We start from the raw sequence: 26,450 nt of genomic DNA on the forward strand, positions 1-26,450 counted from the left end.
AATTTTCTGACTCATTTAACTCGGATACCAGAGAGATTCTAGGGTCTGGGCTAGATGATTTGCTGTTTTTTGGTTGGTTTCATTGAGCAAAACTGTGACATGTCCTAATTTTCGCCCTGGACGAGATTCTGTTTTGCCGTACCAGTGGACGGTGGCTTGGTCAATTGCGGCTAATTGTTGGCGTTGGCTTTGATAATCACTATCAGAATTTTCGTATCCTAAGAGGTTAACCATGACAGCCATTTGACAATGTAAGGTAGGATTGCCTAAAGGTAGACCACACACGGCTCTAAGGTGCTGTTCAAATTGGGAAGTTTGGCAAGCATCGATGGAAAAATGCCCGGAATTGTGTGTGCGGGGAGCGATTTCATTGACTAATACTTTGCCGTCTTGGGTGAGAAATAGCTCAATGCCAAAAACGCCGACAGCTTGCAGGCTATTTAATAAAGTATGAGCGATCGCTTCACATTGTTCTGCTTGATTTAATGTAATATCCGCAGGTGCTATCACTCTTCTACAGACCTGCTGTTCTTGTTGGGTTTCTACCACTGGATAGATGACAACTTCACCATTTACAGAACGTGCGGCAATTACCGCTAATTCTCGTGCAAATGGAATAAATTCTTCGATTAAAAATTGTGATTGATTTGCGGCTGGCGATAATTTTTGCTGTAAACTCGCTAAATCTTGGATGATAAATGTGCCTTGTCCGTCATAACCATGTCGTCGAGACTTTAACACCACTGGAAAGCGGAAATGCTCTATCTTTGCTGCTAAATTCTCAACACCATCCACAGCCAAAAATTGCGGCACAGGTAAACCTAAATCTCGTAAATAACAACGCTGATGATATTTATCTAATAGAGGAAATAAAGCTTCTAGGCGAGGACGGAAGCACACACCTTGATTTGCTAATAAAGATAAAGCCTCAAGGTCAACAAACTCGTTTTCAAAAGTGATCACATCACTTTTTTGCGCTAATATTTCTGTGGTTTTGGCATCATCAATTGCCGCAAAAACAGTATCTTGGGCAATACTGACTGCGGGATCAGATTTACTCGGAGTTTGCACCACTAATTCTACTCCTAGTTTTTTGGCTGCATCCCCCATCATCCAAGCTAGTTGCCCACCACCAATTACACCAACACGCTTCATCGACATCCTAAAGATTCACGAGTTTCTACACCAGTTTTAGAATTGATCCCACTGGCTTTACTGCACAGTTCTTTAATTTGTGCTTTATCCAAAATTGCATCGGTGAAGTCTGCACCTTGGATATTCACATCCGTAAACAGGGCGCGCAGTAATAACGCTTCTTTGAAAACGGCATCGCTTAAATCTGCACCTGTCAAGTTTACCTGATCGACCATCGCATTTGTTAAATCGGCTTGGTGAAGATTTGCGTTTGTCATAACCGAAGCACTCATCACTGCGCCGCGCAAGTCTGCACCTGTAAAATTAGCCATTTCCATATTCGCGTTAGAAAACTCCGCCGCTTGCAAACTCTGTCCCGAAAAATCGCGTCTACCTAATTCTGCATTGCTAAAAGATAGTGGATGTGTCCAGTCTACGGCTAGGGCTGGAGAAGGTAGGAGGCAGAAGGCAAGAATACTGAAAATAAATGTAACTTTGGAATGATTTCTACTTTGATAAATTAAGCAGAATAATAAAATGCCTAAAATTATTGCTATTCCTTGCTGCCAAAACATATTTGTGAGCCTGTTGATTATTTAATTGCTGTGATTTGAAGTGTTGTATTTGACTTTATCTTAACATTTCGTAACTCAAGGAACGCGATCGCCAAAATCTAAACAGCAAGTTATTCCTCAAGGCTGAGTTACAAACATTCAATGTAATCAACAAATGTGTATTACAAAAGACTTATTTATTAAAGTTGGAAATTGTCAAGATTTAACTAATGCGAACGCTCACTTTAATATTTACATTTCTTGACTCTACGCAATTCCTGGCTTTCAAAGGCAGCAAGGAAATTGTATCCGATTGTGATATAAATATTTTTATTATTAGACATCTACAAATAGAATTATTTACATTTCTTTATCATGAATTTGGCAGGTAAAGTTTATTGTATTTTGGGTTTAACTCTTACTATCAACTGTTAGTCTTTTTATTAAGGTGAGCAGTCAGCGTTGCTTGAGCATATTAATTATCTGTCTCAAATGCCCGGTCGGCTGCACAATGAGGAGAATTAAGCATACGCAAATAGTTCTTTAGCTAGTGCAGCAGGCAGGAGGAAGGCAAAAGTTCAAGAGGATACAAAATAGGCTTTTTCGCCTTCTCTAACATTCGATTTATTTCTATTGCCACTTGCTAGTTAGAAATCTATCCGTTTATATTCAGCAACTAAACAAAATTCACTCTTCTGCATTCTGACACTAATGATGAAACATTATTCTCTTGAATGGATCGAGGCATGGTGCCAAGAAAATGGTTGGACAGAATTATTTGTCGAGCGACGTAACAATTATTGGGCATTTCCGCCAGGTGGAGTAATGCCAGAACCAATTCCATCTCATGTGTTGAGAGGAATTAAAGCCCAAAAAGGACTCACCATCGAAGAAAGAATGTGGTCGATTTCAGCATTAATCGGTACGGTTGTAGCCGTAATTAGCACTTGTGTATTAAGATGTCCGATGCCTTTAGTCTTGGCTTTTGCTTTTAACGCCGTGACAGTAGCGCAATTTGAAATGGAAGATGTTTAGTCTAGTTAAAAGTCAAATGTCAACGTTGATAAAAGCTGACATTTGACTTTTGACTATTGCCCAGATGCTTTTTGAATTTGTTGCGTAAAATACGCTTCTTCGTGTTTAAGTTGTTGTGCTAATTGTAATCCTCGTTGAAAAGCTGAGACGGCTTGAGGATAATTTTTTTGGGCTAAATAAATTTGTCCAATTTGGTCATAGGCTTGCATCAAGCCATAATAATTAGAAGCTTTAGCTTGTGTCTCTACAAGAATTTGGCTAGTTTGTAAAGCTGCATCAATTTGCCCTTGCGAACGATAGAGAGAAATTAACTTTTGTAAAGCTTCGCCGGCAGTCACAAACTGTTGTGCTTCCCAAGCCATAGTGTAAGCTTGTTGATAATTATTAAATGCCTCTTGTAAAAGATTGGGATTTTCTTGAGCTAAAGATTCATAATTGCTAGCGATCGCCAATTTTAATTGTGGTACTTGAGTAAGATTAGATTGACTCGTGTAAATCTCGACTAGCTGATTTAACTTATCAATTGCTTGCTGTATTTGCTTGTCTTGCTGATAAATATAAGCTAACTGTTGTGTGTAGGTTAACTCGCTAGCAACATCGCCTCTAGCAGTAGCGAGACTTAATAATTCTTGATAAGTTGCCGCCGCTTGGGGATAATCGAACCAGCCAAGATGTAATTCGCCAATTGTCGTTAAAGTTGCTACCTCGGCGGCGACATCATTTTGCTGGCGGACAATTGCCAAAATTTGATGATAAATTGTCAAAGCATCAGGAAGCGATCGCACATTTTGATAAGCTTCCCCAAGAGCCTGCAATACAGGAAAATCTACAGGTTTTTGGGCAGTTTTTTTGGGGGAAAGTTCCTGCTTTTGAATAGCGCGTAATCGTTGAGTAATATATTCAATCTCTTGGCGGTCATTTTGATTCCAGGCAATTTCTCCTACCCGCGATAAAGCTTGAACTTCCGCTAAAGTACCCAAATAGCGACGCAAGCGTAATTCCCGGTTCCAAATTTCCCAAGCTGTCACCTTATCTCCCGCTTGCAACGTCGCCGCCGCTTGTTGATTTAAATTATCCAATGCAGCCTTTAAAGCCAACTGTTCTGATAAAGTTAACGGTTGTTTATTAGCATCCGCTCGCACCAGTGGGTCAGGCGTGGTAATTTCCAAAGGGCTAGGGGGGAATTTATCTGCTTGATTAGGATCTTTAGGTGTTGCTGCCAGCGTTAAGGAAGTATTTAATAAAATAGATGTAATAATAAACGCGCTTAATCGCTTATACATAAAAAATTGGGGATTTTAGTAGTTACTAGCTCAATAATGACGACATTTTTCGCAAAATTCTCCTGTAATACCGTTTCACTTTAAGTTTGATACAAATGGGTCGCAGGGAGCAGGGGGCAGCGAGAAAGGATAAAAAACCCATGAATTTGTCTCAGGATTTTCGTGAAATGGTATAAATATCGGTAAACAGGAAGAATCGCACGACAAAGTAATATCTATGACACGACAAGTTATTAATACTGAGCAAGCACCTGCACCAGTGGGGCCTTATAATCAAGCGATCGCCGCTTCTGGTCAAATGATATTTGTGGCTGGACAAATAGCGATCGATCCCCAGTTGGGTGATGTTGTCTATACTGATGATGTGAAAAAGCAAACTGAACAAGTATTAGCAAATCTAGAAGCGATTTTGAAGGCAGCTGGAGCGACTTTTGCTGATGTCGTGAAGACAACAGTATTTTTAGCTGATATGAATGACTTTGCTGCTGTCAATGCAGTTTACGCACAATACTTCCCAGAAAATACAGCCCCAGCACGCGCTTGTGTGCAGGTTTCGCGTCTACCAAAAGATGTATTGGTAGAGATTGATTGTATTGCAGTAATTTAAAGCAGGCTGAAAAAAGTGCTATGGGATTTAACATCCCAAATTTTATTGTGAAAGTAATATATTTACCCGTCTTATTTTGAGGGCGGGTTTTTTAACAAAACCTATGTAGGAATAATCTTGATTAAGAATAGGACTTACGCAAAAAAACTCTCAAACTCTTATTTCTCCGTGAACTCTGCGTCTCTGTGGTTCGATTTTCCGTAGGCTGTGCGTAAGTCCTGAAGAAGTAAAAAATAAAAAGGTAATCCCTATCAATAAATTTCCGAGCTAGTTGCTTGGGCGGGTTCCCGGAATTGAGCAAACTTGCTTGGGCTTGTGACCATTCTGCTTTCCCTTGCTTTGGCTTTTTTACTTTTGCCTTGTTTGGACAACTTAAAATATTATTTAGAAATCAATTTCTAAATCCGACATAACCTCTATCCATTTATCTGGTGTTGATAAAGTTTGTTGCAAAAATTCTGGAGTCAATTGGCTAGAATTTGCTTTGTATAACAGTGCGGCGTAGCTCAAATTACGAGCTTGCTTTTTGAAATTATCGCTTCCATACAACGCAATCAAATTTGCCAGTTTTTCCTCAAGTTTGGGAATAGCAACTTCAGCCAAAGCCAGTAAATTATTCATCCATTGTTGCTTTTCTGTAAAGAAAGCTGCTAATTCTGGGTTAGCGGAATTTTTAGCCTCTTCACACATAGCTTTAATCTTTTCCCACTTATAAGTATTCCAAGGTTTAGCTTGCATTACAGGTAATTGCCATTTGACAATTTCCTCACACCAGTAGTCTTTAATAGCTTTGACTTGCACAATCTGAAAACCAGGTAAAATTAGTGCAGTTAATTTCCCTCCATGACAGGCTCCAGTATCGATACCATAAACTTTTTGCGCGATGATTAAGGGGTTATCTTCCACAACATGATGCCCAAAAATTACGGGTTTTTGACCTGTATATTGCTGAGTCCAATATGCTCTGCCATACTGTTTTTCGAGATATTTTTCGCCGGAGGTGCAACCACACAAAACCTCTTGTTTTTGAGATGCAATAGCGATGCCATTTTCGACAGCAGCATGAACAAAAATCGCTTCATCTGTTTCATAATAGTAGGGAAGATGACTAATCCAATCTAAAAACTCTGCGTAGCGATCGCTAAACTGTAACTTGACAATTTCTTGAGAGTATGAAAGAGTTTGACGCAGGTGTTTACGTTCGTGATTACCCATTAAAACAATTGTGTTCGGTCGATTGCGCAGAAAGTCATAAACTTTGACAGAATCAGGCCCCCGATCAACAATATCTCCCAAAGAAACTAAACAATCTTCAGCACTTAGTTGAACTTTTTCCAGTAAGAGAATTAGTTCTTGATAACAACCATGAATATCCCCAACTACAATTGTTCGCATATTAAATAAATCTGGTAATTAAAAAATTATTAGCAACCCTAAGCGCATAAGCATCAAAAATCTGGTTAATAAAACTAGTCTAAATCACATTTCTGGCTAAAGTAGCTTTTTCATATTTTTGTAAAATGCTAATCACTTGACTTTGTTAATTCAGTAGTATCAGTTAAAAGAACAACATAGCACTTATCTTGCTGCTTAAATGCTGATTAGCTTGCTACATAAAATCGCCACTTCCTATGAATAAAGAAGACGTAATATTTCTGCGTTTGTTTGGTTCTATATTTGCTGGTGTTGGCAGTATATTTGCTATATCTGGTATTTTCATCGCCTTAAATACGCATTCTTTTGTTGCGAAAGGGATATCAACACAAGGAACTGTGATTGATTTAGTGCGACATACATCACGAGATAGTAATGGTCGTCGTTCAACTGCTTATTATCCAGTAGTAAAATTTACACCTAATTCTGGTGATCCGGTCACTTTTGAAGCTAATAGCGGTAGTAACCCACCAGCACACCAAAGAGGTCAACAAATAGATATTCTCTACAATCCTCAAGAACCAGAAGCAGCAACAATTAACTCTTGGTTTAATTTCTGGTTTTTGCCTACGATGTTTATTGGTATGGGATCGCTGTTTGTCGTGATTGGTGGAATTCCCTTGGTGAAGTCGTTTCTTCCTAGTAGATGAGGTAATGTGTGATTTTGCTTTCTCCGTTGCCACAGGCCTTAACTTCACTCTCACTCCTAAGAAACACATTGCGTGGAGTCAGAAATAGAGATCAATACGGTTCAGTTAAGAGAATAGTAGGTTGGGTGTAGCGATAGCGTAACCCAACAAAGTATGCGTCAATGTTGGGTTCCGTTCCTCCACCCAACCTACACCAGTCTAATACCAATTTAAGAAAAGAATGCGACAGATAGAAATCAGGAAATTCTCACTGGAGCTAGATTTCTTAATTGCGTTAGCGAATCTTTGAGCGTCGGAACGAGCGTCGCGTCATTGCGAATTGTGTTAGCGCAGCGTTAGCGAGCCTGCGAGCGTCATTGCGAATTGCGAATTGGTATAAGTTGTTGCCTTAACTGAACTGTATTGAAATAGAGATGAGTTTCAAGCCAAAAGCTTGTTAACACATATCTTGCACCTAGCGACTGAAGTCGCGGCTACACAGACAAAACCCGCACTTCGACAAGCTCAGTGACCACCTGCACGGGTTCCAAACCCTTGATATTGTGTTAGTCCGCGTGGTGCGCCAAGCGCAGCGCAAGCGCGATAGGCGGACTTCGCTTGTATAGCCGAGCCAGTGCGTTGGGCGGGCAATGCCCGACTTGAAGCATCTGGCGTGCAAATTCCATTCGCCAAGGCTAGGTGCAAGATGTGAATTAAGCTAAAATTTTTCCTGCCTTCTGGAGAAACTTACGTGGGCGGGTTTCCCGACGTGAGCAAATTGTCGTCCTCCTGGCTCTTGTCTTCTAATTGCTCGCTAAGACACCGATTCATCCAATCTAGAATCGCTTGGTTAACCTGTTCTGGGCATTCATCATGAGGGCAATGCCCCACATTTTCTAAGTTGAGCAGTTCTAATTTTTCGTTATATAGAGCAAACTGACTAGCCAGTGCAGGGGGAACAAATCGGTCTTTTTGCCCCCAAATTAGCAGCATTGGAATTGTTAATGTTGGCAATACAGCTTTCACGTTAGGACTAAAATTAACACCGATCGCCGCTTTAAATAAAGCACTAAAAGCCCGTGCAGAACCCCTATCTTGTGGCGGCCCAGCCAGGATTTCTATCAGTTCATCGGTGATAGCTTCGGGGTTAGCATAAGCCAAACTCGCCCAGCGACGCACAAAGTTGGGGCGGCGGACAAAGTGAAACACTGGTTTCAATATCCACGGTGAAGCCACAATATTTTTGATGCTTGTCACAACGGGACGTAGCACAGGTGGAATCGCTTCTTGTTCTAATGATGGGTCTGGTAAACTCATCATGACAATTCCCTGCACCATATCAGGATGAGCCGCCGCCGCCCCTAAGGAAATCAAGGAACCATTGGAATTTCCTATCAATACAGCAGGTTGCCTAATAAATGTCCGCCAAAATTCATATACCTGTTCTACCCAAAGTTCGATACTGTAATTAGCTGGGGCTTTTTCCGAAGCACCAAAACCCAGCATATCTAAGGCATAAACTGTATGATTTTGTCCCAAAACTTCTAAATTATGCCGCCAATGACCAATGGAAGCACCAAATCCATGTAATAAAATTAAAGGCGTTGTTCTCGGGTAACTTTGGCTAGGTCTGATGTAGGTATAACGAATTTTCCAGCCACGCCAAACCCAATCTCTTTGATTCCCAACTCGTTGCTGCCAGTGTACCGCAGTGGTCAAACTTGCCTCCCATTTATCAGCACCGTATTACATCCACTATAAAAGCTGAAAGCTTAGAAGATTTAGACTCTCCTCATCTTCTGATCTATTTACCTTGATGCAAATGTATAGAATATAACTTTTGCTTAAGCATCCAAATTCCGCCTAAAACTTGATATCCTGGTAACATCCATAGCCCTGAGCTTGTCAATAACTAGTAAAATAATTGTTACAATAGTTAATGATTCTCTAGGTTATGTGATTTAAATTAACTGTTGCAGAGAAATTCGCTTCAATATGAGTAGAATGACAAATACAGCCATTGGTAACTAAGCTATAGATTAGTTACTCTAGAATCAGAGTTTCATTTTAAGTCCTCAGCTATTTAAGTATTGTGCTTCTGAGGCATATCAAACAAAACCAAACTATATTCTAAAAAGAGAGCTCCCACAAATCATAATGCCTGTGATTGAGAAAAAAAGAACTCGCGATCTGCCCCAAATTAACGAAAGAATCCGCTTTCCGAAAATTCGAGTCATTGATACTGATGGCTCCCAACTCGGAATTATCACTCCGCAAGAAGCATTGCAACTAGCAGAAGAAAAAGAACTCGACTTAGTGCTGCTGAGTGATAAGGCTGACCCGCCAGTTTGCCGAATTATGGATTACGGTAAATACAAGTTTGAACAAGAGAAGAAAGCGCGGGAAGCCCGGAAAAAGCAACACACGGCTGATGTTAAAGAAGTGAAGATGCGCTACAAAATTGAAGAACACGACTACAACGTGCGTGTGAAGCAAGCAGAGCGTTTCTTGAAAGATGGTGATAAAGTTAAAGCTACTGTGATGTTTCGGGGTCGGGAAATTCAACACAGTGACTTAGCAGAAACCTTGCTCAAGCGTATGGCGACAGACTTAGAGCCTTTCGGTGAAGTACAGCAAGCACCGAAAAAAGAGGGCAGAAATATGATGATGCTGATTTCGCCCAAGAAGTGATGTCTAATTTTTCGACAAATAACCCATAATTGACTGCTAAAAATAGCGTAACGACCTAAAGGTCAGAGAAGTTTATCAAAAATTGATAGTCCTGAGTGCTGAGTGGGAAACATAATACTCAGTTGCTCAGGACTCTTGCTTTTTTAGAGATGAGATTTGTGGGGGAAAGGTGACTGGGGTGTAGAGGTGCAGAAAAATAGGTTCAGGAGAGATAATTTTTGCTCCGCCTTGTCTCCCCCACTCCCAACTCCCTATTCCCCACTTCCTCATCTTGAGCAACCGTTTGCGGGGTGATACCAGAAATTTAAAGTGCATGGAACTGAAACATCACTCGTTGGTTGTCAATAAAGGTGTTCTCTCACGGCTGTTACAGTGGGTAAATCTTCGACCAGAAGAAGGCGAACGAACGTGGATTATGTTTGCCTTTTACACAACTGTATCTATTGGGTTGCGCTGGGCAGAGGATAGTACAGTAGCACTGTTTTTAGATGAATATGGTGCTGGCCCGTTGCCTTGGATGTATATTGCTAGTGCGGCGATGGGTGCGGGGTTAGTTTTTGTCTATTCTTGGCTACAAAAACTATTTCCGTTGCGCTGGGTGGTGGTAGCGATCGCACCTTGTATGGTCGTGCCTCTAATCTTCTTGGTATTATTACGTGATGGGTTACACGTTTCTCACCTGACAGTGATTTTGGTGTTTGTGCTGCGGCTGTGGGTAGATGGACTTTATGTAGTTAATGACCTAAATACATCGATTGTTGCTAACCAAATATTCAACATCCGCGAAATTAAACGCACATACCCACTAGTTAGCAGTGGATTATTAGTAGCAGATGTGATTAGCGGCTTTAGTTTGCCGTGGATTTTGCAATTCGTCAAACTCGAAAAAGTTATTTTGATTGCTTGTGGCTTGATTGTTTTAGGTTCGGCAATTTTATCTTATTTAAGCAATCAATATCGAGCCGCTTTTCCTGATGCGCCCCAACGCGAAGTCCCTCACGAACAAGCTTCTCGATATCGCCGAATTCAAGCACCACTGCGCCGCTATACATGGCAGTTATTTGCTTTTGTTGGTCTTTTACAAGTAATTGGGCTGTTAGTAGACTTTCAATATCTGCGAGAACTGAAATCGAATTTGGGCGATCGCGATCTTGCCAGTTTCTTAGGTATCTTTGGCGGTATCGTTGGTTTATGTGAGTTGGCAACTCAGTGGTTTGTTTCTAGCCGACTCATTGAACGGATTGGGGTATTTTTTACAGCCGCCTTACTACCGATTAGTGTAGGCTTTGTTGTCCCTACTGCGATCGCTGTTTTAAATTTATTCCCCGCTTTGCACTCCTATGGCATTTTTTGGGGATTGGTAGGTTTAAAGTTTTGTGACGAACTCCTACGCTACACCTTTGTAGTCAGTAGTGGCCCGGTGCTATATCAACCTATTCCCGAAAGGTTACGCAGTCATATGCAGACCTTATCTGGTGGTACAGCCGAAGCAATTGCCACGGGAAGTGCTGGGTTACTTATTTTGACAACTTTATTTATCTGTCGCAGATTTGTACCTCCAGGACTACAAGAATGGGTATTTGTGGGTGAAACAGTATTGGCTGCGGCTATCTGCTTAAGAGTTGTTTGGATACTGCGATCGCGTTATGTTGATTTATTAGTTTTAAGTGCCGAACGCGGCGAACTGAGTGCCTCTAAAGTGGGCTTACGCGTCTTTAAACAAGGGGTCGTCAAAGCTTTAGGCGAAAAAGGCAGTGCTGCTGATAAACACTCTTGTATTGAACTTTTAGCCCAAATTGACCCCCAAGGCGCAGCCCAAGTTTTAGCACCACTGCTATTTAAGTTACCTCCCCAATTACAGCGCCAAAGTTTAGAGGTGATGTTCATGGGAGGGGCGAATCCTGCTTATATCCCAGAAGTACGATTGTTAATCGAACAACCTCAAGAACAAATTGACCCTGAAGTTTTAGCGCTTGCGCTGCGTTACGTTTGGCTAGCTGAGGAAAATCCCAACTTGAGCCAACTAGAAGAATACTTACACGCACGTCACCATTCCCTCATCCGTGCGACTGCGGCGGCCTTACTTTTGCGTCAAGGAACGCCAATGCAAAAGGTTGCAGCTACTAAAACCATGCAAAGGATGTTAACTCATAAGCAAGAACGAGAACGGATTAATGGTGTTAAAGCCCTGAGAGAAACCGTTTATTTACAAGCACTGCGGATTCACATTCCCAATTTATTGCAAGATGAATCTTTAAGAGTGCGTTGTGCTGTTTTAGAAATGATTGCCGCTACGCGTTTAGAAGATTACTACTCGGCGTTGATAGCAGCACTTTACTATAAATCAACCCGCAGTACAGCGATGCGTAGCTTGATCAAACTAGAAAACGACGCTCTAGATATGCTGTTGCAACTGGCTACGAATACTTATAAACCGGAAGTGGTACGGATGTATGCGTGGCGGACTATTGCTCAAATTCCTACTTTAGAAGCAATTGAAGCTTTATGGTTACACTTAGAAAAATCTTGGGGTAATACTCGATATCAAATTTTGCGCAGCTTACTCAAAGTCCAAAAACAACCAGAAACCGACAATCGAGTTGACCGTTTTCATCAAACTAGGGTAGAAAGTTTGATTGAGCAAGAATTGAAGTTTTTAGGCGAAATTTATGCGGCTTATATTGATTTACAAGCACCGCAAACTCTAGATCATCAATCATCACAACGAGCGCTTGTTGTTGGCGATTTGCTCCAAAGAGCATTGTTAGAACTAGAAATAGATGGCAGAGAAAGATTACTATTGCTATTGAGATTGCTTTATTCTCCCGAAAAAATGCAAGCGGCGGCCTTTAATTTGCGCTCGCCATCAGGAGTTAATGTAGCTAGAGGCTTAGAAATTTTAGAACATACAGTAACTCTACCTCTGAAATCTCTGTTACTGAATATTTTAGACAAGCGATCGCACCGAGAAAAACTGCATTATTTGGTAGAAGCTGAAATTGTAGAATATCAACCTATGCCAATTAGCGAGCGACTGCGAAAAATGCTCAGTTTAGATAATTTTCTTTCTGATTGGTGCTTGGCTTGTTGTTTTCATTTAGCTCACGTTAGCCGCATTCGCCTCACAAGTAACGAAATTTTAGTAGCGTTGCGTCATCCGACTGGCTTTGTGCGCGAAGCTGCGATCGCATATTTAAGCGCAGTTTCCCAGCGTGTGCTGTTAGAAATTTTGCCTAAGTTACAACAAGATTCTCACCCACTGGTAGCGGCACAAGTAAAAGAATTAATGAAAAAATATCTTGTTAAAGTGAGCAAATGAGCTAAATTCTCTCATTTAACTGGTCAGTTAACCATAAATCATACATTCTACTAAAAATCTACTGATGATGCTGGAATCAACAATTAGTGAGGAAACAATTACTTCTTAAAGATTTTATTACCCCTGGAACAATAGAGGAAAAATACGCTATTGTCTATTTTTTTATAGTACTTTTGTACGAAATACTATGATCGAATTAGCCCCACGACACAGTGGGGTTTTGTTTTGTGGGTATGAACTGTAAATAAGTAGATGACTCTGAGATCCAAACGCCAAAGAAAATTACTGTCAATGATGTGGTTAACATGGATAGCGATCGCCATGTTAACTACAGGGTGTGAAAAACTAGTTGAATATTTGCCATCGTTGCCAAATATTCAGTTACCAGCCTCTCTACCACCTGTGCTACCGACTCAATCAACCAAAGTAGCAGATATGGAAGCCGCAGTCCGCCAAGGAATCAACCAAGTACGACAAAAAAATGGTCTTCAGCCGCTCCAAAATAATGACAAACTAGCCCAGGTTGCTCGTAACTATAGCCGTCAGATGGCTCAGAAAAAGTTTTTTAGTCATACAGGCGCAGATGGGAGCACTTTGTCAGATAGAGTCCGTGCAGGTGGTATCACTTATTGGATGGTGGGTGAGAACTTATTTACCTGCACAAATGTGCCGCGGCCTGTACCAGCAGCGATTGAGGGTTGGATGAACAGCCCTGGACACCGAGCCAATATTTTACGTCCAGTTTTTCGAGAAACAGGTGTGGGCATCTGGCGTGTGGGTAATACGTACTACATGACGCAGTTATTTTTGCGACGTTAGTTATGGCAAATGTAAATACAAACTTACGATAGGTGCAGCGATCGCCTCTGCCAACTAAACTACAAGTGTAGTATTATCTCAAAAACTCCCGTGAAAGCAAGATGGATCATTACAGCAGTTTCCGCTGCGTTGTTTTTTGGTGGTAGCCTGTTTACTTCCCTACGCGACCCTTGGTTTCAAAACCTGCAACGTCCGAGTTGGTTAACCTTTGAGTTTCTCATTCCCTTTATCTGGACTTTTATTTGGCTTTGTCTGACCATCTCTGCAATTATTGTTTGGGAGAAAAGCTCAAGAAAAGGTGCGCGTCCTTGGCGTTTAATGGCTGTATATGCTGCGATCGCATTATTAACTTCCCTTTACAGTCCTGTGGTAGTGGAACTGCGTAGCCTTATAGGTGGCATCATTGTTGGTGGTTCAGCAACACTATTAGTTTATATTCTGGCTTTTATTGTCCAGCCAATTTCTCAAAAAGCTTCATGGCTGTTTCTTCCCTACGCACTCTGGGGGCCTTTTGGGACATATCTGACTTGGTTATTACTACAACTCAATAGTTGAATCAATCATGAAACGAATGCTGCTGCTTTACTTATCTTTGTTATTAACTGGATGTATTTCTAGCAAACAGGAGGGAAATTCTCAATCAATTCCCACTTCTAGCACAGCACCAACAATCAGTGCTAACACTAATGCCAATTATATAACTCAGGTTGTGCAGCAGGTAGGCCCGGCGGTGGTACGCATCAACTCAACTCGAATTGTCGAAGTAGCTCCACAAGACCCTTTTTTAGAACGTTTTTTGAACGGACAACGCTCTAATCGAGAAGAAATTCAAAGGGGTCTTGGCTCAGGATTTATTATTAGTGCGGATGGCATCATCTTAACTAATGCTCATGTAGTTGCTAATGCTAATAATGTCTCAGTAGTTTTAAAAGACGGTCGGCTGTTACAAGGTAATGTAGTGGGTACTGACCCGGTAACTGATGTAGCAGTGGTCAAAATTAAAGCCACAGGATTACCAGTAGCTAAGTTGGGGAATTCTGATAATTTGTTACCTGGAGAATGGGCGATCGCTATTGGCAATCCTTTAGGATTAAATAACACAGTTACGCAAGGTATTATCAGCGCAACTGAACGCTCGGTAGCCGACTTGGGAGTACCTACAGAGCGCGTTGACTTTATCCAAACAGATGCAGCAATTAACCCGGGTAATTCTGGTGGCCCTTTACTTAATGCTAAAGGTGAAGTGATTGGGATGAATACCGCTATCATCCAAGGAGCGCAGGGATTAGGTTTTGCTATACCCATCAATACAGCCCAAAGAATTGCTAATCAGTTAGTGGCGACAGGAAAAGCAGATCATCCTTATGTTGGCATTCAAATGGCTGAGTTAACAGCTGAGTTGCAAACTAAAATCAACCAAAGTGACTTCGGTTTCAAAGTTAATCAAAATACAGGCATAATTATTCTGGCTGTTTCTCCAAATTCTCCAGCTTCTCGTGCTGGTTTACGCCCTGGCGACATTATTCAAAGTATTAACAAAGTGACAATTCAAGACCTGCGTCAAGTTCAACGCCAAGTGGAAGCCACAAAAGTGGGCGAGAGTCTGCAAATTACAATTAATCGTAACGGCAATCAACAGGCGATCGCAATTAAAACAGAATCTTTACCCACAAGAGAGACTAATTAAATAATTGGTATAAAAATTTCGTTTGATGATTGAAATTAATTGTATGGGTAGGGAACAGGAAACACAAAAGAAGGAATAAAAATATACTGATTTTTTCCTGGTCTCCTACTGACTTACTGAATTCTGATCAATCTCTGCCCTTAAAAAATTGTTTTCCTAATAACTTATCGTTTTTAGGTGAATACTCAGAGCAATTCTTGGCCTCTTCAGTCAAAACAATTGACGGCTGAACTGCACACTTCAGATAATGATTATTAGAATAGAACATACAGTTTTTACAAGGAACTGAATGTACATTCTGAACTGGAAAAACCATTTTATTATCTAAAAACCGTCTTACTTTACATAATACTATAAAAAAAATTATCCAGCTACAAAACAAACCTATCGGGCTTAAACTTAAGGCTATTTCCTGTATATTTAAGCCTGATGATTGGGGTTTTTCTTGTGTGTTTGGGCTGCGAGTTATATAGTAAGCTTTATTTATTTCTACTGTTCTTTTTGAGTAGGTATTATAAATATACATAATATTAATTTACCCTTGACATTATCTGTTGTATTTAAAATTTGAAATGCAGTCATTATAATCTTAGCGAATATGTACTGATGAAACTATGATAGCTATTTGTGATTCACCGAAATTAGAGTAAATATCTAAATATTTTCATATGAATATATGAGTTATAAATAAATCTATTCATCAATCATTAAATCTATCTACTCTACTTTGTTGATTGGTACTTTAAGTTCCTAATTATAGGTTTACCAAAAGAAGATTTTTCATATCTCTGCCAAGAGTTTTGATTATCTTTGATGAGTATATGTCTAAAGGAATATTCTGATAGTTTAGGTTGGCTAAAATATTGATTTATGTTAATCTCTATGATGCAATATTAATATTTAGGAGATTTTTCCTGCATATTTTTAATATAACTAACAATAAAATATTCATAATTTTATGAATTAAAGTTTACAGATAAAGCTGTAATCCCAAAATTGATTAAAATTAAAAGTATTAATTTTAAAATTATTATCAAATTGCAGAAAATGAATGCACAATTTGTTAACGGTTTTCCCGTAATGCCGCTTGTGCTACTGTGGTTAGCCTATGCCTTACTAGGATGGTATCTGGCAGTGCATCACATTATTTGGTTAGTTGGAGCTTTTATTGCGACTGTTGCAATTGCTGTTGTCAGAAGAAGTAATACTTGGCTGAATAGTTTGTTAGCTTTTGGGTCAAAAACCTTAATTGTAATTTTGTGTTTAAGTGCTTCAATTGCTTTAATTGCTATTTGGTCATTATTATTTAGTCTATTCGTGATACCTGTAGCTACAACTCTGTTAGCTGATTTAGAAATGCGTTTTGCTGGTTTTGATAAAAGAGATTCGTTTTGGACATTAACATTTTTAGCAGGTTCGGGTTTAATTATTGGCGAAATCATAGATTTGCTATTCTTACCTAGCGGGATGTTTTAAAAGCAGAAATAGCCTATTACCAGTTTCTAATACTCTGATTTAGAAAAAATCCCACCGTTGGCAGAAGCTTTGTTCTGTTGAGTTTTCTACCATCAAGGATTGAAACAGCAAGCCCTAGCTAACGATGCGGATACTTTTGGTAGAAGATGACTTAGCACAATTAGAACCTTTACAGACAGCATTATCCCAAGCTGGACATATTGTAGATGGTGTAGGAAACGGTGCGATCGCCCAGTGGGCAATTTCCCAAAGAGACTATGATTTATTAATTTTAGATTGGATGCTACCAGAAATCAGTGGCTTAGAGCTATGCCGTCAGTATCGAGAAGCTGGCAAAACCGCGCCTGTTTTGATGCTGACAGCCAAAGATACTACTCAAGAAAAAGTTACAGGTTTGGATGCAGGTGCAGACGACTATCTAGTAAAACCAACCGACTTATTTGAATTATTAGCTAGAGTCAGAGCATTAGGCAGGCGCTCGCCAATTTGGCAAGGGGAAAAACTTCAATTAGCAGATTTACAATTGCATATTTCGACCTTGATGGTAGAGCGAGGAGAAACAACTGTAGAATTATCTCCGAAGGAATTTAAATTATTAGAATACTTAATGCGTCATCCATATCAAATTTTAAGCCGTGATCAAATCGAACAAGCATTGTGGGAATGGGGAAGCGAACCAGAAAGTAACGCCACCACAACTTTAGTACGCCGCCTGCGTCAACGTTTACAATTGCTCAATGCAGCCCATTGGTTAGAAACTATTTATGGTATGGGCTATCGCCTAAATCCTGATAGAGAAAAATAAAATTTTTTATCTTTTTACTTTCTTGAGTCATGTTCAACCGTAGCCGTCGTAACTTGGCTCATTGGTTTATTCTCTCAATGGGCGGTATTCTTTTACTTTTTTCTGGCATATTATATTATCGAGAAGCAGTACAGCAGCTAGATGTGATAGATTTAATGCTTTATAAAAAAGCGAGAGTCATCACAGGCAATGTGCAATTGAAAGTTTACCAAGGTCAAAAAAGAGTCTTTCTTAAACATTTACCAGTTTTAGGAATTAACCCTCCGCCAACAGATAGTGAAATTGTTTATGCTCGTTGGTATGATACTGGAGGTAATTTAAAACGTTATTTTGGTCAGCTTCCCCAAAAAAAATTAAATAAAACATTTGAATTTGCAACTTTACAAGTTACTGATAATTCAGGTGCTTCACCTCAAGATATTTGGTTGCGCGAAATTACATTACCAGTGCAGTATCAAGGTGAATTAATTGGCTATTTGCAAATGGCGATGCCATTAACTCGCGCTCATGAATCTTTAAATAAATTTTTACTATTATTAATATCTACAGTCTTAATTGCTTTAGGCGTGACAAGTGTCACAGGCTGGTTTTTAGGAGGATTAGCAATGCAGCCTATCCGCCTGAGCTATCAACAACTAGAACGCTTTACCGCCCATGCTTCTCATGAATTACGTACCCCGTTAGCAGCAATTCTGAGTAATGCTCAAGTTGGTTTGCTAGCTCCAATGGAAGACAGCACTAGTAAGCATCTGCGGTTAGAAAAAGTTACAGAAGTTGCCAAGTCAATGAATACTTTAATTGGCAATCTCTTATTTTTGGCACGACGCTCTGGGCATTTAAATCCAGAATTTTTAAAAGAAGTTGATTTAAATGATTTGTTGCGCGAAATAATCAATTCTCCAGCTGTTAAGACTGCGGCTGAACATTTAAATCTCAACAGTAATTTGCCTAAATATGCCGTTGTTGGGCGCGTAGATGCTGAGTTATTATCTCAAGCTGTGATGAATCTCATTGCTAATGCCTGTAAATATACTCCGGCTGGTGGGGTGGTAGAGTTACGCCTATTTATCAAGTCTAATCAGGCAGTGATTCAAGTAGAAGACAATGGTATTGGGATTGCCGCAGCAGATTTACCGCATATATTTGAGCAATTTTATCGGGTAGAGCAGAAGACATCTGCTAATAGCTTTGGCTTAGGATTAGCGATCGCTCAACAAATTATTGAAGCACATAGCGGTCATATTAGCGTCAAAAGTGAACTCGGCAAGGGTTCTATGTTTCAAATTAAATTGCCTTTATAACCAGCTATGCCTTATTTGTCACTTTCACGTCACATTTATTGTTAACCATAAATAAAGTAATCAACATTTTCTTCAACAACATTGCTCATTGAAAAAAGGGAACGGGGAATGGGGAATAGTTTTTAGATACCTCTATCTCCCTTTCTATTACACTCTGTTGCCAGTTCTCTTTTCTTACACTCAATACCGCTTAGGAGTCAATGTGAGTAGACATGAAAAGTACAGTTTACTTGAAGGTTTAGCAAATACAGAAGCAGCACCCAAGCCATCACTGACACTATCAGATGCTATCGCGTTGATTGTCGGTATTGTGATTGGCGCAGGAATTTTTCAAACTCCTGCTTTAGTAGCAACCCAAGCAGGTAGTAGTTTGGCTGTAATGCTATTTTGGTTAATCGGTGGTTTAGTATCTCTAGTTGGCGCATTGTGCTACGCAGAATTAGCTACGACATATCCCGATGTTGGTGGAGCTTACTATTATCTCAAACGTGGCTTTGGGCGAGAAGTAGCCTTTTTATTTGCCTGGGCGCGAATGACAGTCATTCAAACAGGTTCGATTGCTTTGTTGGCATTTGTGTTTGGTGACTACGCTGCGCAAATTTGGCAACTAGGCAACTTTTCATCTTCAATTTACGCTGCAATTGCGATCGCTTTATTAACTGCTTTAAATATCATTGGTTTGCAACAAGGCAAATGGACGCAAAACTTACTAACTGTAGCCAAAGTCCTTGGCTTGTTGCTGGTGGTATTAATTGGGTTAACAACTACACCAAATGTCACTGCTCCTGTAGAGTCCACATCAACCGGCACTTGGGGACTAGCGATGGTGTTTGTTCTGTTGTCCTATGGTGGTTGGAATGAAGCGGCTTACATTTCCGCCGAAATTCAAAACCGCCAACGCAACATCGTGAGATCGCTACTTTGGAGTATTGGTACAATTACAGTCATTTACTTGCTGATTAACCTGGCTTACCTGCGGGGACTAGGATTAACCAACATGGCCAACTCCCAAGCTGTAGCCGCCGATTTAATGCGTACACTTTGGGGTGCGCCTGGTGCTTGGTTTATCAGCCTATTAATTGCTGTTTCGACATTGGGGGCACTAAACGCCACTGTTTTCACCGGAGCCAGGACTAATTACGCTCTGGGACAAGATTTCTCTATTTTCAGTTTTATGGGACACTGGCGGCAACGCCCCAGCACACCTAGCTATGCCTTATTATTACAAGCTGCGATCGCTTTGGCGTTGGTTTTATTAGGTACGTTTACCCGTAAAGGCTTTGAAACAATGGTGGACTATACCGCCCCCATATTTTGGTTTTTCTTTTTACTGTCCGGCATATCTTTGCTAGTGCTACGCCACCGAGAACCACAGATATTAAGACCCTTCCGCGTCCCCTTTTATCCGCTCACACCATTACTATTTTGTGCAGTCTGCTGCTACCTGCTTTATTCCAGCTTGGTGTACACAGGCGTAGGTGCAATTGTTGGTGTTCTAGTTGTAGCCGCAGGGATTCCCCTCTTGCTGTGGAATCGTTACCGCCAACATAGAACGTAATACAATTTTGGACTTCGGATTGGGAATCTCACTTTGTCAACCCAATCTTTCGTAATCATTAGTCCAATTTACCATTGCTCTACGTAGTTTAAAGTTCCACTATTTTTGCTCAAGGAGTAGATTCATGCTGAACAAAATTCTGCTTTCATTAATTGCCAGTGTTAGCGTCGCCAGTATAGGAATTGCCGGATGTACTAGCCAACAACAAGACTTAGAAGCCCAGGTACAACCGCCTACTTTAACAGGACAGACAGAAGCACCAACTACAACAACACAACCACAAGAACGCCCGGGTGATGTGCCCTATGTACCAACACCACAACCAGTAGTAGATGCAATGTTGCAAGTAGCCAAGGTAGGTAAAAATGATGTACTTTATGACCTAGGTAGTGGTGATGGTCGAATTGTAATTACCGCAGCACAAAAGTATGGTACACGCGGCGTAGGCATAGATATTAATCCAGAACGTATCCAAGAGGCTAACGCCAACGCCCAAAAAGCAGGGGTAACAGACCGCGTGCAGTTTCGTCAGCAAGACCTATTTAAAACTGATTTGAGTCAAGCGAGTGTCATTACCCTTTACCTACTACCCGAAGTTAATCAAAGACTTCGCCCCGAACTATTAAAACTCAAACCAGGTACAAGAATAGTCTCCCACGCGTTTGATATGGGCGATTGGGAACCACAACAAACACTACAAGTAGATGGCAAAACTGTGTACTACTGGGTAGTTCCTCAAGAAGTGCCAGCTAACTTACGCTAATCAAAAAGAAATACCCTGCCCATTTTAGGCGGGGTATTTTTTTGAAGGGTTACTAATTTAAGATGTTCTGCTAAAACTCCTAAGGAGTAGTACTAAACAATACATCTACCCAATAATTGCTGGCATTGTAACTAGAGTTAGGAAAGGCAGGATTGGCATTATAAGTATAAACACCGTTACCGCTACTTTCACTACTACTCAAGGCACTTAATGGGCTGTTACTCACCCTAGAAGTGAAGAAATTCTCAGTGACAGAATACTTACCAACATTTGTGTGATAAGAAGCAACGTAAGTAGTATTGCCAGTAATCGCTACTGGTGTAGCAAAATTAACCTGTTGCCATCCTGAAGCTGTCTCGCTGTTAAATGTCACTTGAGCTAACTGAGTACCAGTGCTACTCCACAATGTTCCCACATGAGTATTCGTATTTTGAGGACTCTTGTAGAACCTGATACCCTTGATATAGCCATTGATACTAGATTGAAACTTCACTCCTAATTCCACAGGTGAGTTATCTGGGTCTGTGATGGTAGCAGGTGTAGCACTATTATTCCATATACTACTAATTACTGTCGTAGTAGAGCCTGTAGTAAACGACCAGCTATAGTTTGCAGCAAGAGCATTACCAGCTAAGTCTTTGACTCCAGTTGCACCACCTTTAACCGTAGCAGTATAGGTTGTGTTTGCTGCTAGTGCTGCGCTTGGTACTAACGTTGCAGTGTTGTTAGCATAACTGATGCTTGCATTTACTAATGTAGTGCTTGGGTCGCGTAACTCAAAATTACTACCAATGGTGGCTGTATCAAGCGCCTCGTTAAAGGTAGCTGTCACAGCTGTGGTTGTACTAACTCCTGTTGCATTGTTACTTGGAGTTGTAGCTGTCACCGTTGGCGGAGTCGTATCTGGAGTATTTGTAGTGAACGACCAGCTATAGTTTGCAGCAAGAGCATTACCAGCTAAGTCTTTGACTCCAGTTGCACCACCTTTAACCGTAGCAGTATAGGTTGTGTTTGCTGCTAGTGCTGCGCTTGGTACTAACGTTGCAGTGTTGTTAGCTGAGTTATAACTGATGCTTGCATTTACTAATGTAGTGCCTGGGCCGCGTAACTCAAAGTTACTACCAATGGTTGCTGTATCAAGCACCTTGTTAAAGGTAGATGTCACAGCTGTGGTTGTGCTAATTCCTGTTGCATTATTACTTGGAGTTGTGGCTGTCACTGCCAAACTAGCATTAGTATTAAAAACTACATCCACCCAGTAATTGGTAGAGTTAAAAGTAGAACTTGGGAAAGTAGGAGTAGAACTGTAAGCATAAACCCCATTACTACCGCTTTCGCCATCACGGAATGCGTAAAGTGGGTAACTGTCTACACCAGAACTGGCAAAGTATCCTTCGTTATTAGAATAGCGGCCGACATTAGTGTGGTAAGAAGCAACATAAGTAGTGTTTGCCGTAATCGCCACAGGACTAGCAAAATTAACTTGCTGCCAACCAGAAGCGGATTCATTGATAAAGGTCGCCCTGGCTAGTTGTGTTCCACTACTGCTCCACAGAGTACCCTCATGAGTACCAGTATTTTGCGACGCTTTATAGAAGCGAATACCAGTAATGAACCCATCGACTTGAGAACGGAATTTTACCCCTAGTTCTACCGCAGAAGAATCGGAATCTGCGAGTATAGTTGGTGTGGCGCTACTATCCCAAATCGTGCTACATGGGTTAGTGGTAGTACATCTGGCTCCGACATTGACAGTAATTTGGGTATCTGATGTCTGAATGTTACCGCTATCATCAATGGCACGGCTTTTAATGGTGTAAGTTCCGGCAATTGTGGGTTTCCAACTGTAACTCCAGTTAGCACGACCATTTGCTGGGTGCCATGTTGTACCACCATCAGTTGATACCTCTACACCACCAACGATACCGCCGCCTGTGTCACTGGCTGTACCACTGATTGTGGCTATGGTATTAGTTTGGATAGTTGCGCCGTTTGTTGGTGGAGTGATTGTCGATGAAGGAAGTAGAATATCCGCTGAAGCAGAGGCTAATGTTAATCCAGATTGGAGCGTAGCAGGTTGTACACCCATGTCAGCAAACAGGTTAACAGTAGCCTGCTGCATATTTACATCTGGTGTTGTAGCACCGCGATCGTGATTTCCATCTAGACCCCAAGACCACTGGACTGTACCTGCACCAAATACTAAGGCAGTTTTACCAGTGCTACCTTTATATTTGTAAAGCATCAGGTGGTGAGTAGCAGTACCAGTACCAAACTCTGACCCGTAGTCTATGAGGACAGGGGCATTATTAACCGTCGTAGTTGACATCCGAAATGCCCCAGCAGCTCGAAAGCCATTATCTATGTCTTCGTCCCATTCATAACCTAATGTTCCATTTGGTAATGTGTAAGTGCTACTTGAGGACTGGTTAGCAACACTCGTATTGCGCCAAAAACGCATCTTACCATCTTCTGCCGGCACTTGAATAGCTGTAGTTGCTCCATCATTGACCGTAAATAATGTACCAGTCAGAGGATTTTCTGGACGACCACCGTCAGAAGGTGGACTAAAACGGGGGTCGCGCCAAGTACCAGTCCACTCTGGAGTCGGATCGATTTTGGCTCCCGCATGGGTTTCCTTATAACAAACTAGTGTGCGATAGGGTGTACCTGAGCCGTCAATACTATTTTCCCAACGGGTTTTCCAGTAGACTTCATTACCACTGAAGAATGCGAGATTAACACCTGCATCCCTGGCTGCTTCGACTTTGGCACGTTGCTGCTTCGACCAATACTCGTCATGGCCTACTGATAGGAATAGTTTATGTTTTTTGATTAAGTCACCGTAGCGATCGCTATCTACACCAGTAAAGTAACTAACGTCGTAACCGTTAGCTTCTAACCAACGCACCATTGGATATTCAGCATTAAATACCCAGTCTTGACCATTATCAACACCCCGCGTGTTAAATGGGCGGTTATAGCTGACTTTATAAGCACCTCCTTTAGGGCCTGGCCCACCACTATAGAGACTTGCTCCACCATAGGTGTTATATGCTTGCCAAGTAGTATCAGAAGTCTGGAACAAAATATCAGATGTGCTAGTGTCATCTCGCACAATAAAGAAAATATGACTAGACCCTGTTGCGCCAGATGTTAAGACTGCTTTGGCAAAATAAATTCCTGAGGTGACGGTGGTTGGAATAGTCCATGAACCAGACACTTGCCATTTACCACAATCATAGATAGCAGTTGAGTTTGTGTCACAAGCAACTTGATTTCGAGAATTAGAAATCTGTTGTGAAGTAGGAGTCACAGTAGCTATTTTGCGCGCACCGTTGCCAGCATAGTAGCCCATCCGGTATACATCTAGGCGGTAATTAGTAGCACTGCTAATAGTTTTAATCTTGAAGTTAACTGTTTGACCCCGGTTATAACTAATATCTGTAGTAAACCCTTGAATATTATCACTTCCAGCACCAGTAATGTCCCATTCTGATTTGGGATTACCTGTTAGAGCATTTTCAATAGTAATTGGGTTAGTTGCAGCAAGCGCACGGTTTGTTCCTAGTGTAAAATTTCCGTTAAGGTTGATCGCTAATAGCGCGGTGATGATAGCGATCGCGATCGCGCGAATGAATTTTCTCATACAGTCTCCTTTATAGGTTCGTAGTAGCTATCAGATAAGCTCCTCAAACCACATCTGTTGCTTTCTACTTTGAAAAAATTTGTTATGTTTTTTTCTCTAGAAATCATCCTCTGTAAATAGAAGAGAAACTTAACTACGATGTTTTTCATCTGATGGTTCTTCCAAAAACTTATGATTGTGGAAAATAGTTTTGGTAAATGCTCAATTCCTGATTGGATTCAAATTAGAGTCTTTCATAGAGAAGAGACAAGGGGGTAAAAGGTTTTGAAATCAAAACTCATTTACCCTCCTCTTCTTTAATATGTGTGTGATGCTACGGAGTCAGACTAAACACAACATCTACCCAGTAGTTACTTGAATTATAGGTAGAGTTAGGAAAGCCAACTGTTGAACCATAGCGATAAACTCCGTTACCACCGCTAACTCCATTTTGCAAAGCATGAAGTGGGGGTTTATCTACACCAGCACTGGCAAAATAATTCTGGTTAATAGAATACCGACCAATACTTGTGAAGTAGGAAGCGACATACACTGTGTTGGCTGTAATTGCCACTGGGTTAGTGAAGTTAACTATTTGCCAGCCAGTACCACTTAAATTATTAATGGATGCAGTTCCTATACTTGCCTGAGTGCTGTTGTTCCAAAGATTAACAGTATAGTTAGCGGTGTTGTTATTTCCTTTATAGAAACGAATCGCCTTGATATAACCATTTGCGTCAGATCGGAACCTCACACCCAAAGTTACAGCACTAGTATCCGAGTCTTGCAAAACTGCTGGAGTTGCTGAGTTATCCCAAAAGGTGATTAAATCACTTGTGGTAAATGTCCAAACATAGTTATTAGCTAAAGCATTACCAGCCAAGTCTTTAACTCCAGAGTTACCCCCAGTAACAGTTGCAGTATAAGTAATGTTTGGAGTTAAGACTGCATTGGGTGTTAGTGTTGCTGTTCTGGTTGTTGCATCATAAGTAACGTTAGCAGGTACTACTGTGTTACTTGGATCGCGTAACTGGAAAGTAGTGTTACTAATAGTTGAGGGATTCATCGCCTCACTAAAGGTTGCTTGAACTTTTGTGCTAATAGCAATACCTGTACCACTACTAGCGGGTGTAGTTGAAATAACTGTTGGTGCAGTAGTGTCAGCACTGACAGTATCAGTGAATAATACATCTACCCAGTAGTTGCTGGATTGATAAGTATTGCTGGGAAAACCGCTATTACCATACTTGAAGACACCATTACCTCCGCTTTCTCCATTACTTAAGGCACGCAATGGTGCTTGAATAACACCAGAACTAGCAAAGAAGCCGTTATCAGAAGCATATCTGCCAATACTTGTGTAGTAGGAAGCTATGTATGTAGTGTTAGCCGTAATGGCTACTGGGCTAGCAAAGGTGAGGGTTTGCCAACCAGAAGCACTCAAGTTGTTACGAGTTGCTGTACCTAAATTCTGGCCATTGCTATTCCACAAGTTAACAATGTAGTTACCTGTGATGGTATTACCTTTGTAGAAGCGAATACCTGTGATATAACCATCAATACTTGAACTGAATTTGACCCCCAACTCTACAGCACTGGAGTCGTTTTCTGATTGGTTGGTGGGAATTGTCGAATTAGTCCAAATACTACAAGGCTGCTGCTCAGGACAGACTGATGCGGCGGTGGTGAAAGTCCAAGTAAAGTCGGTTGCTAGGGCGTTACCAGAT

Annotated in this window: 20 protein-coding genes and 1 pseudogene; 13 read left to right on the top strand and 8 right to left on the bottom strand. The window is 40.9% G+C overall.

All coding sequences use genetic code 11. From position 1 onward, the window contains the following. Positions 1 to 15: 15 nt before the first annotated feature. A complete protein-coding gene (locus H6G69_RS30510) occupies positions 16 to 1,155 on the bottom strand; it encodes a 5-(carboxyamino)imidazole ribonucleotide synthase (protein ID WP_190692965.1) in 1,140 nt (379 codons plus the stop codon). Further along, positions 1,152 to 1,709, bottom strand: coding sequence for a pentapeptide repeat-containing protein (locus tag H6G69_RS30515; RefSeq protein ID WP_190692968.1), 558 nt, complete (start codon positions 1,707 to 1,709; stop codon positions 1,152 to 1,154). The genes H6G69_RS30510 and H6G69_RS30515 overlap by 4 nt, the downstream gene beginning before the upstream one ends. A 690-nt stretch (positions 1,710 to 2,399) precedes the next feature. On the opposite strand from H6G69_RS30515, the gene H6G69_RS30520 reads away from it, so the two are divergent. Beyond that, the gene (locus H6G69_RS30520) at positions 2,400 to 2,723 is read left to right on the top strand and encodes a hypothetical protein (RefSeq protein ID WP_190692970.1); all 324 of its coding nucleotides are present in this window, start codon (positions 2,400 to 2,402) and stop codon (positions 2,721 to 2,723) included. A gap of 53 nt (positions 2,724 to 2,776) precedes the next feature. Here H6G69_RS30520 and H6G69_RS30525 read toward each other — a convergent pair whose 3' ends face one another. Continuing rightward, a complete protein-coding gene (locus H6G69_RS30525) occupies positions 2,777 to 4,006 on the bottom strand; it encodes a lipopolysaccharide assembly protein LapB (protein ID WP_190692972.1) in 1,230 nt (409 codons plus the stop codon). 178 nt (positions 4,007 to 4,184) lie between these two features. Between H6G69_RS30525 and H6G69_RS30530 the strand changes: the two are divergent. Continuing rightward, positions 4,185 to 4,613 (top strand): annotated as a pseudogene (locus tag H6G69_RS30530) (RidA family protein); the annotation flags it as partial. Between the two features lie 384 nt (positions 4,614 to 4,997). On the opposite strand, the gene H6G69_RS30535 reads toward H6G69_RS30530, so the two are convergent. Further along, entirely contained in the window at positions 4,998 to 6,008 is a 1,011-nt protein-coding gene (locus tag H6G69_RS30535; RefSeq protein ID WP_190692976.1) for a metallophosphoesterase, read from the bottom strand. Positions 6,009 to 6,244: 236 nt separating this feature from the next. Between H6G69_RS30535 and H6G69_RS30540 the strand changes: the two genes are divergently transcribed. Next, on the top strand, positions 6,245 to 6,697 hold the full coding sequence (locus tag H6G69_RS30540) for a DUF3592 domain-containing protein (RefSeq protein ID WP_190692978.1): 453 nt from the start codon (positions 6,245 to 6,247) through the stop codon (positions 6,695 to 6,697). A 504-nt stretch (positions 6,698 to 7,201) separates the two neighbouring features. Here the strand turns inward: H6G69_RS30540 and H6G69_RS30545 are convergent. Beyond that, positions 7,202 to 7,381 carry a hypothetical protein gene (locus tag H6G69_RS30545; protein WP_190692980.1) on the bottom strand — a complete coding sequence of 60 codons (180 nt, stop codon included), beginning with the start codon at positions 7,379 to 7,381 and terminating at the stop codon, positions 7,202 to 7,204. Between the two features lie 42 nt (positions 7,382 to 7,423). After that, positions 7,424 to 8,395: an alpha/beta fold hydrolase gene (locus tag H6G69_RS30550; protein ID WP_190692982.1), complete on the bottom strand. Its 972-nt coding sequence runs from the start codon at positions 8,393 to 8,395 to the stop codon at positions 7,424 to 7,426. A gap of 438 nt (positions 8,396 to 8,833) precedes the next feature. Between H6G69_RS30550 and infC the strand changes: the two genes are divergently transcribed. From infC to H6G69_RS30600, 10 genes are all read left to right on the top strand, one after another. Further along, on the top strand, positions 8,834 to 9,367 hold the full coding sequence (gene infC / locus H6G69_RS30555) for a translation initiation factor IF-3 (protein ID WP_190692985.1): 534 nt from the start codon (positions 8,834 to 8,836) through the stop codon (positions 9,365 to 9,367). 313 nt (positions 9,368 to 9,680) lie between these two features. Then, positions 9,681 to 12,686 carry an MFS transporter gene (locus H6G69_RS30560; RefSeq protein ID WP_190692987.1) on the top strand — a complete coding sequence of 1,002 codons (3,006 nt, stop codon included), beginning with the start codon at positions 9,681 to 9,683 and terminating at the stop codon, positions 12,684 to 12,686. A 252-nt stretch (positions 12,687 to 12,938) separates the two neighbouring features. Continuing rightward, positions 12,939 to 13,505, top strand: coding sequence for a CAP domain-containing protein (locus H6G69_RS30565; RefSeq protein ID WP_190692989.1), 567 nt, complete (start codon positions 12,939 to 12,941; stop codon positions 13,503 to 13,505). Positions 13,506 to 13,595: 90 nt separating this feature from the next. Next, on the top strand, positions 13,596 to 14,060 hold the full coding sequence (locus tag H6G69_RS30570) for a tryptophan-rich sensory protein (RefSeq protein WP_190692991.1): 465 nt from the start codon (positions 13,596 to 13,598) through the stop codon (positions 14,058 to 14,060). Between the two features lie 7 nt (positions 14,061 to 14,067). Beyond that, positions 14,068 to 15,192 carry an HhoA/HhoB/HtrA family serine endopeptidase gene (locus tag H6G69_RS30575; RefSeq protein ID WP_190692993.1) on the top strand — a complete coding sequence of 375 codons (1,125 nt, stop codon included), beginning with the start codon at positions 14,068 to 14,070 and terminating at the stop codon, positions 15,190 to 15,192. A gap of 1,047 nt (positions 15,193 to 16,239) precedes the next feature. Beyond that, positions 16,240 to 16,668, top strand: coding sequence for a hypothetical protein (locus H6G69_RS30580; protein ID WP_190692995.1), 429 nt, complete (start codon positions 16,240 to 16,242; stop codon positions 16,666 to 16,668). 124 nt (positions 16,669 to 16,792) lie between these two features. Further along, positions 16,793 to 17,473: a two-component system response regulator RppA gene (gene rppA / locus H6G69_RS30585; protein WP_190692997.1), complete on the top strand. Its 681-nt coding sequence runs from the start codon at positions 16,793 to 16,795 to the stop codon at positions 17,471 to 17,473. Positions 17,474 to 17,502: 29 nt separating this feature from the next. After that, positions 17,503 to 18,774, top strand: coding sequence for a HAMP domain-containing sensor histidine kinase (locus H6G69_RS30590; protein ID WP_190692999.1), 1,272 nt, complete (start codon positions 17,503 to 17,505; stop codon positions 18,772 to 18,774). Positions 18,775 to 18,976: 202 nt separating this feature from the next. After that, positions 18,977 to 20,332, top strand: coding sequence for an amino acid permease (locus H6G69_RS30595; RefSeq protein ID WP_190693001.1), 1,356 nt, complete (start codon positions 18,977 to 18,979; stop codon positions 20,330 to 20,332). Positions 20,333 to 20,456: 124 nt separating this feature from the next. Next, the gene (locus H6G69_RS30600; RefSeq protein WP_190693003.1) at positions 20,457 to 21,095 is read left to right on the top strand and encodes a cyclopropane-fatty-acyl-phospholipid synthase family protein; all 639 of its coding nucleotides are present in this window, start codon (positions 20,457 to 20,459) and stop codon (positions 21,093 to 21,095) included. Between the two features lie 79 nt (positions 21,096 to 21,174). On the opposite strand, the gene H6G69_RS30605 is transcribed toward H6G69_RS30600, so the two are convergent. Both H6G69_RS30605 and H6G69_RS30610 read right to left on the bottom strand, forming a co-directional pair. Further along, the gene (locus H6G69_RS30605; RefSeq protein ID WP_190693004.1) at positions 21,175 to 24,744 is read right to left on the bottom strand and encodes a DUF4082 domain-containing protein; all 3,570 of its coding nucleotides are present in this window, start codon (positions 24,742 to 24,744) and stop codon (positions 21,175 to 21,177) included. A 313-nt stretch (positions 24,745 to 25,057) separates the two neighbouring features. Beyond that, positions 25,058 to 26,450 (bottom strand): DUF4082 domain-containing protein (locus H6G69_RS30610; protein ID WP_190693006.1); only part of this gene is annotated, 1,393 nt, incomplete at its 5' end.

The organism is Nostoc sp. FACHB-110 (genome assembly GCF_014697425.1).
Classification (GTDB): Bacteria; Cyanobacteriota; Cyanobacteriia; order Cyanobacteriales; family Nostocaceae; genus Nostoc_B.

What these genes read in the sequence shown, in the direction of transcription:
- H6G69_RS30510 (WP_190692965.1), bottom strand. Translation starts at nt 1,155, where the DNA reads ATGAAGCGTGTTGGTGTAATTGGTGGTGGGCAACTAGCTTGGATGATG.
- H6G69_RS30515 (WP_190692968.1), bottom strand. Translation starts at nt 1,709, where the DNA reads ATGTTTTGGCAGCAAGGAATAGCAATAATTTTAGGCATTTTATTATTC.
- H6G69_RS30520 (WP_190692970.1), top strand. Translation starts at nt 2,400, where the DNA reads ATGATGAAACATTATTCTCTTGAATGGATCGAGGCATGGTGCCAAGAA.
- H6G69_RS30525 (WP_190692972.1), bottom strand. Translation starts at nt 4,006, where the DNA reads ATGTATAAGCGATTAAGCGCGTTTATTATTACATCTATTTTATTAAAT.
- H6G69_RS30535 (WP_190692976.1), bottom strand. Translation starts at nt 6,008, where the DNA reads ATGCGAACAATTGTAGTTGGGGATATTCATGGTTGTTATCAAGAACTA.
- H6G69_RS30540 (WP_190692978.1), top strand. Translation starts at nt 6,245, where the DNA reads ATGAATAAAGAAGACGTAATATTTCTGCGTTTGTTTGGTTCTATATTT.
- infC (WP_190692985.1), top strand. Translation starts at nt 8,834, where the DNA reads ATGCCTGTGATTGAGAAAAAAAGAACTCGCGATCTGCCCCAAATTAAC.
- H6G69_RS30560 (WP_190692987.1), top strand. Translation starts at nt 9,681, where the DNA reads ATGGAACTGAAACATCACTCGTTGGTTGTCAATAAAGGTGTTCTCTCA.
- H6G69_RS30565 (WP_190692989.1), top strand. Translation starts at nt 12,939, where the DNA reads ATGACTCTGAGATCCAAACGCCAAAGAAAATTACTGTCAATGATGTGG.
- H6G69_RS30575 (WP_190692993.1), top strand. Translation starts at nt 14,068, where the DNA reads ATGAAACGAATGCTGCTGCTTTACTTATCTTTGTTATTAACTGGATGT.
- H6G69_RS30580 (WP_190692995.1), top strand. Translation starts at nt 16,240, where the DNA reads ATGAATGCACAATTTGTTAACGGTTTTCCCGTAATGCCGCTTGTGCTA.
- rppA (WP_190692997.1), top strand. Translation starts at nt 16,793, where the DNA reads ATGCGGATACTTTTGGTAGAAGATGACTTAGCACAATTAGAACCTTTA.
- H6G69_RS30590 (WP_190692999.1), top strand. Translation starts at nt 17,503, where the DNA reads ATGTTCAACCGTAGCCGTCGTAACTTGGCTCATTGGTTTATTCTCTCA.
- H6G69_RS30600 (WP_190693003.1), top strand. Translation starts at nt 20,457, where the DNA reads ATGCTGAACAAAATTCTGCTTTCATTAATTGCCAGTGTTAGCGTCGCC.
- H6G69_RS30605 (WP_190693004.1), bottom strand. Translation starts at nt 24,744, where the DNA reads ATGAGAAAATTCATTCGCGCGATCGCGATCGCTATCATCACCGCGCTA.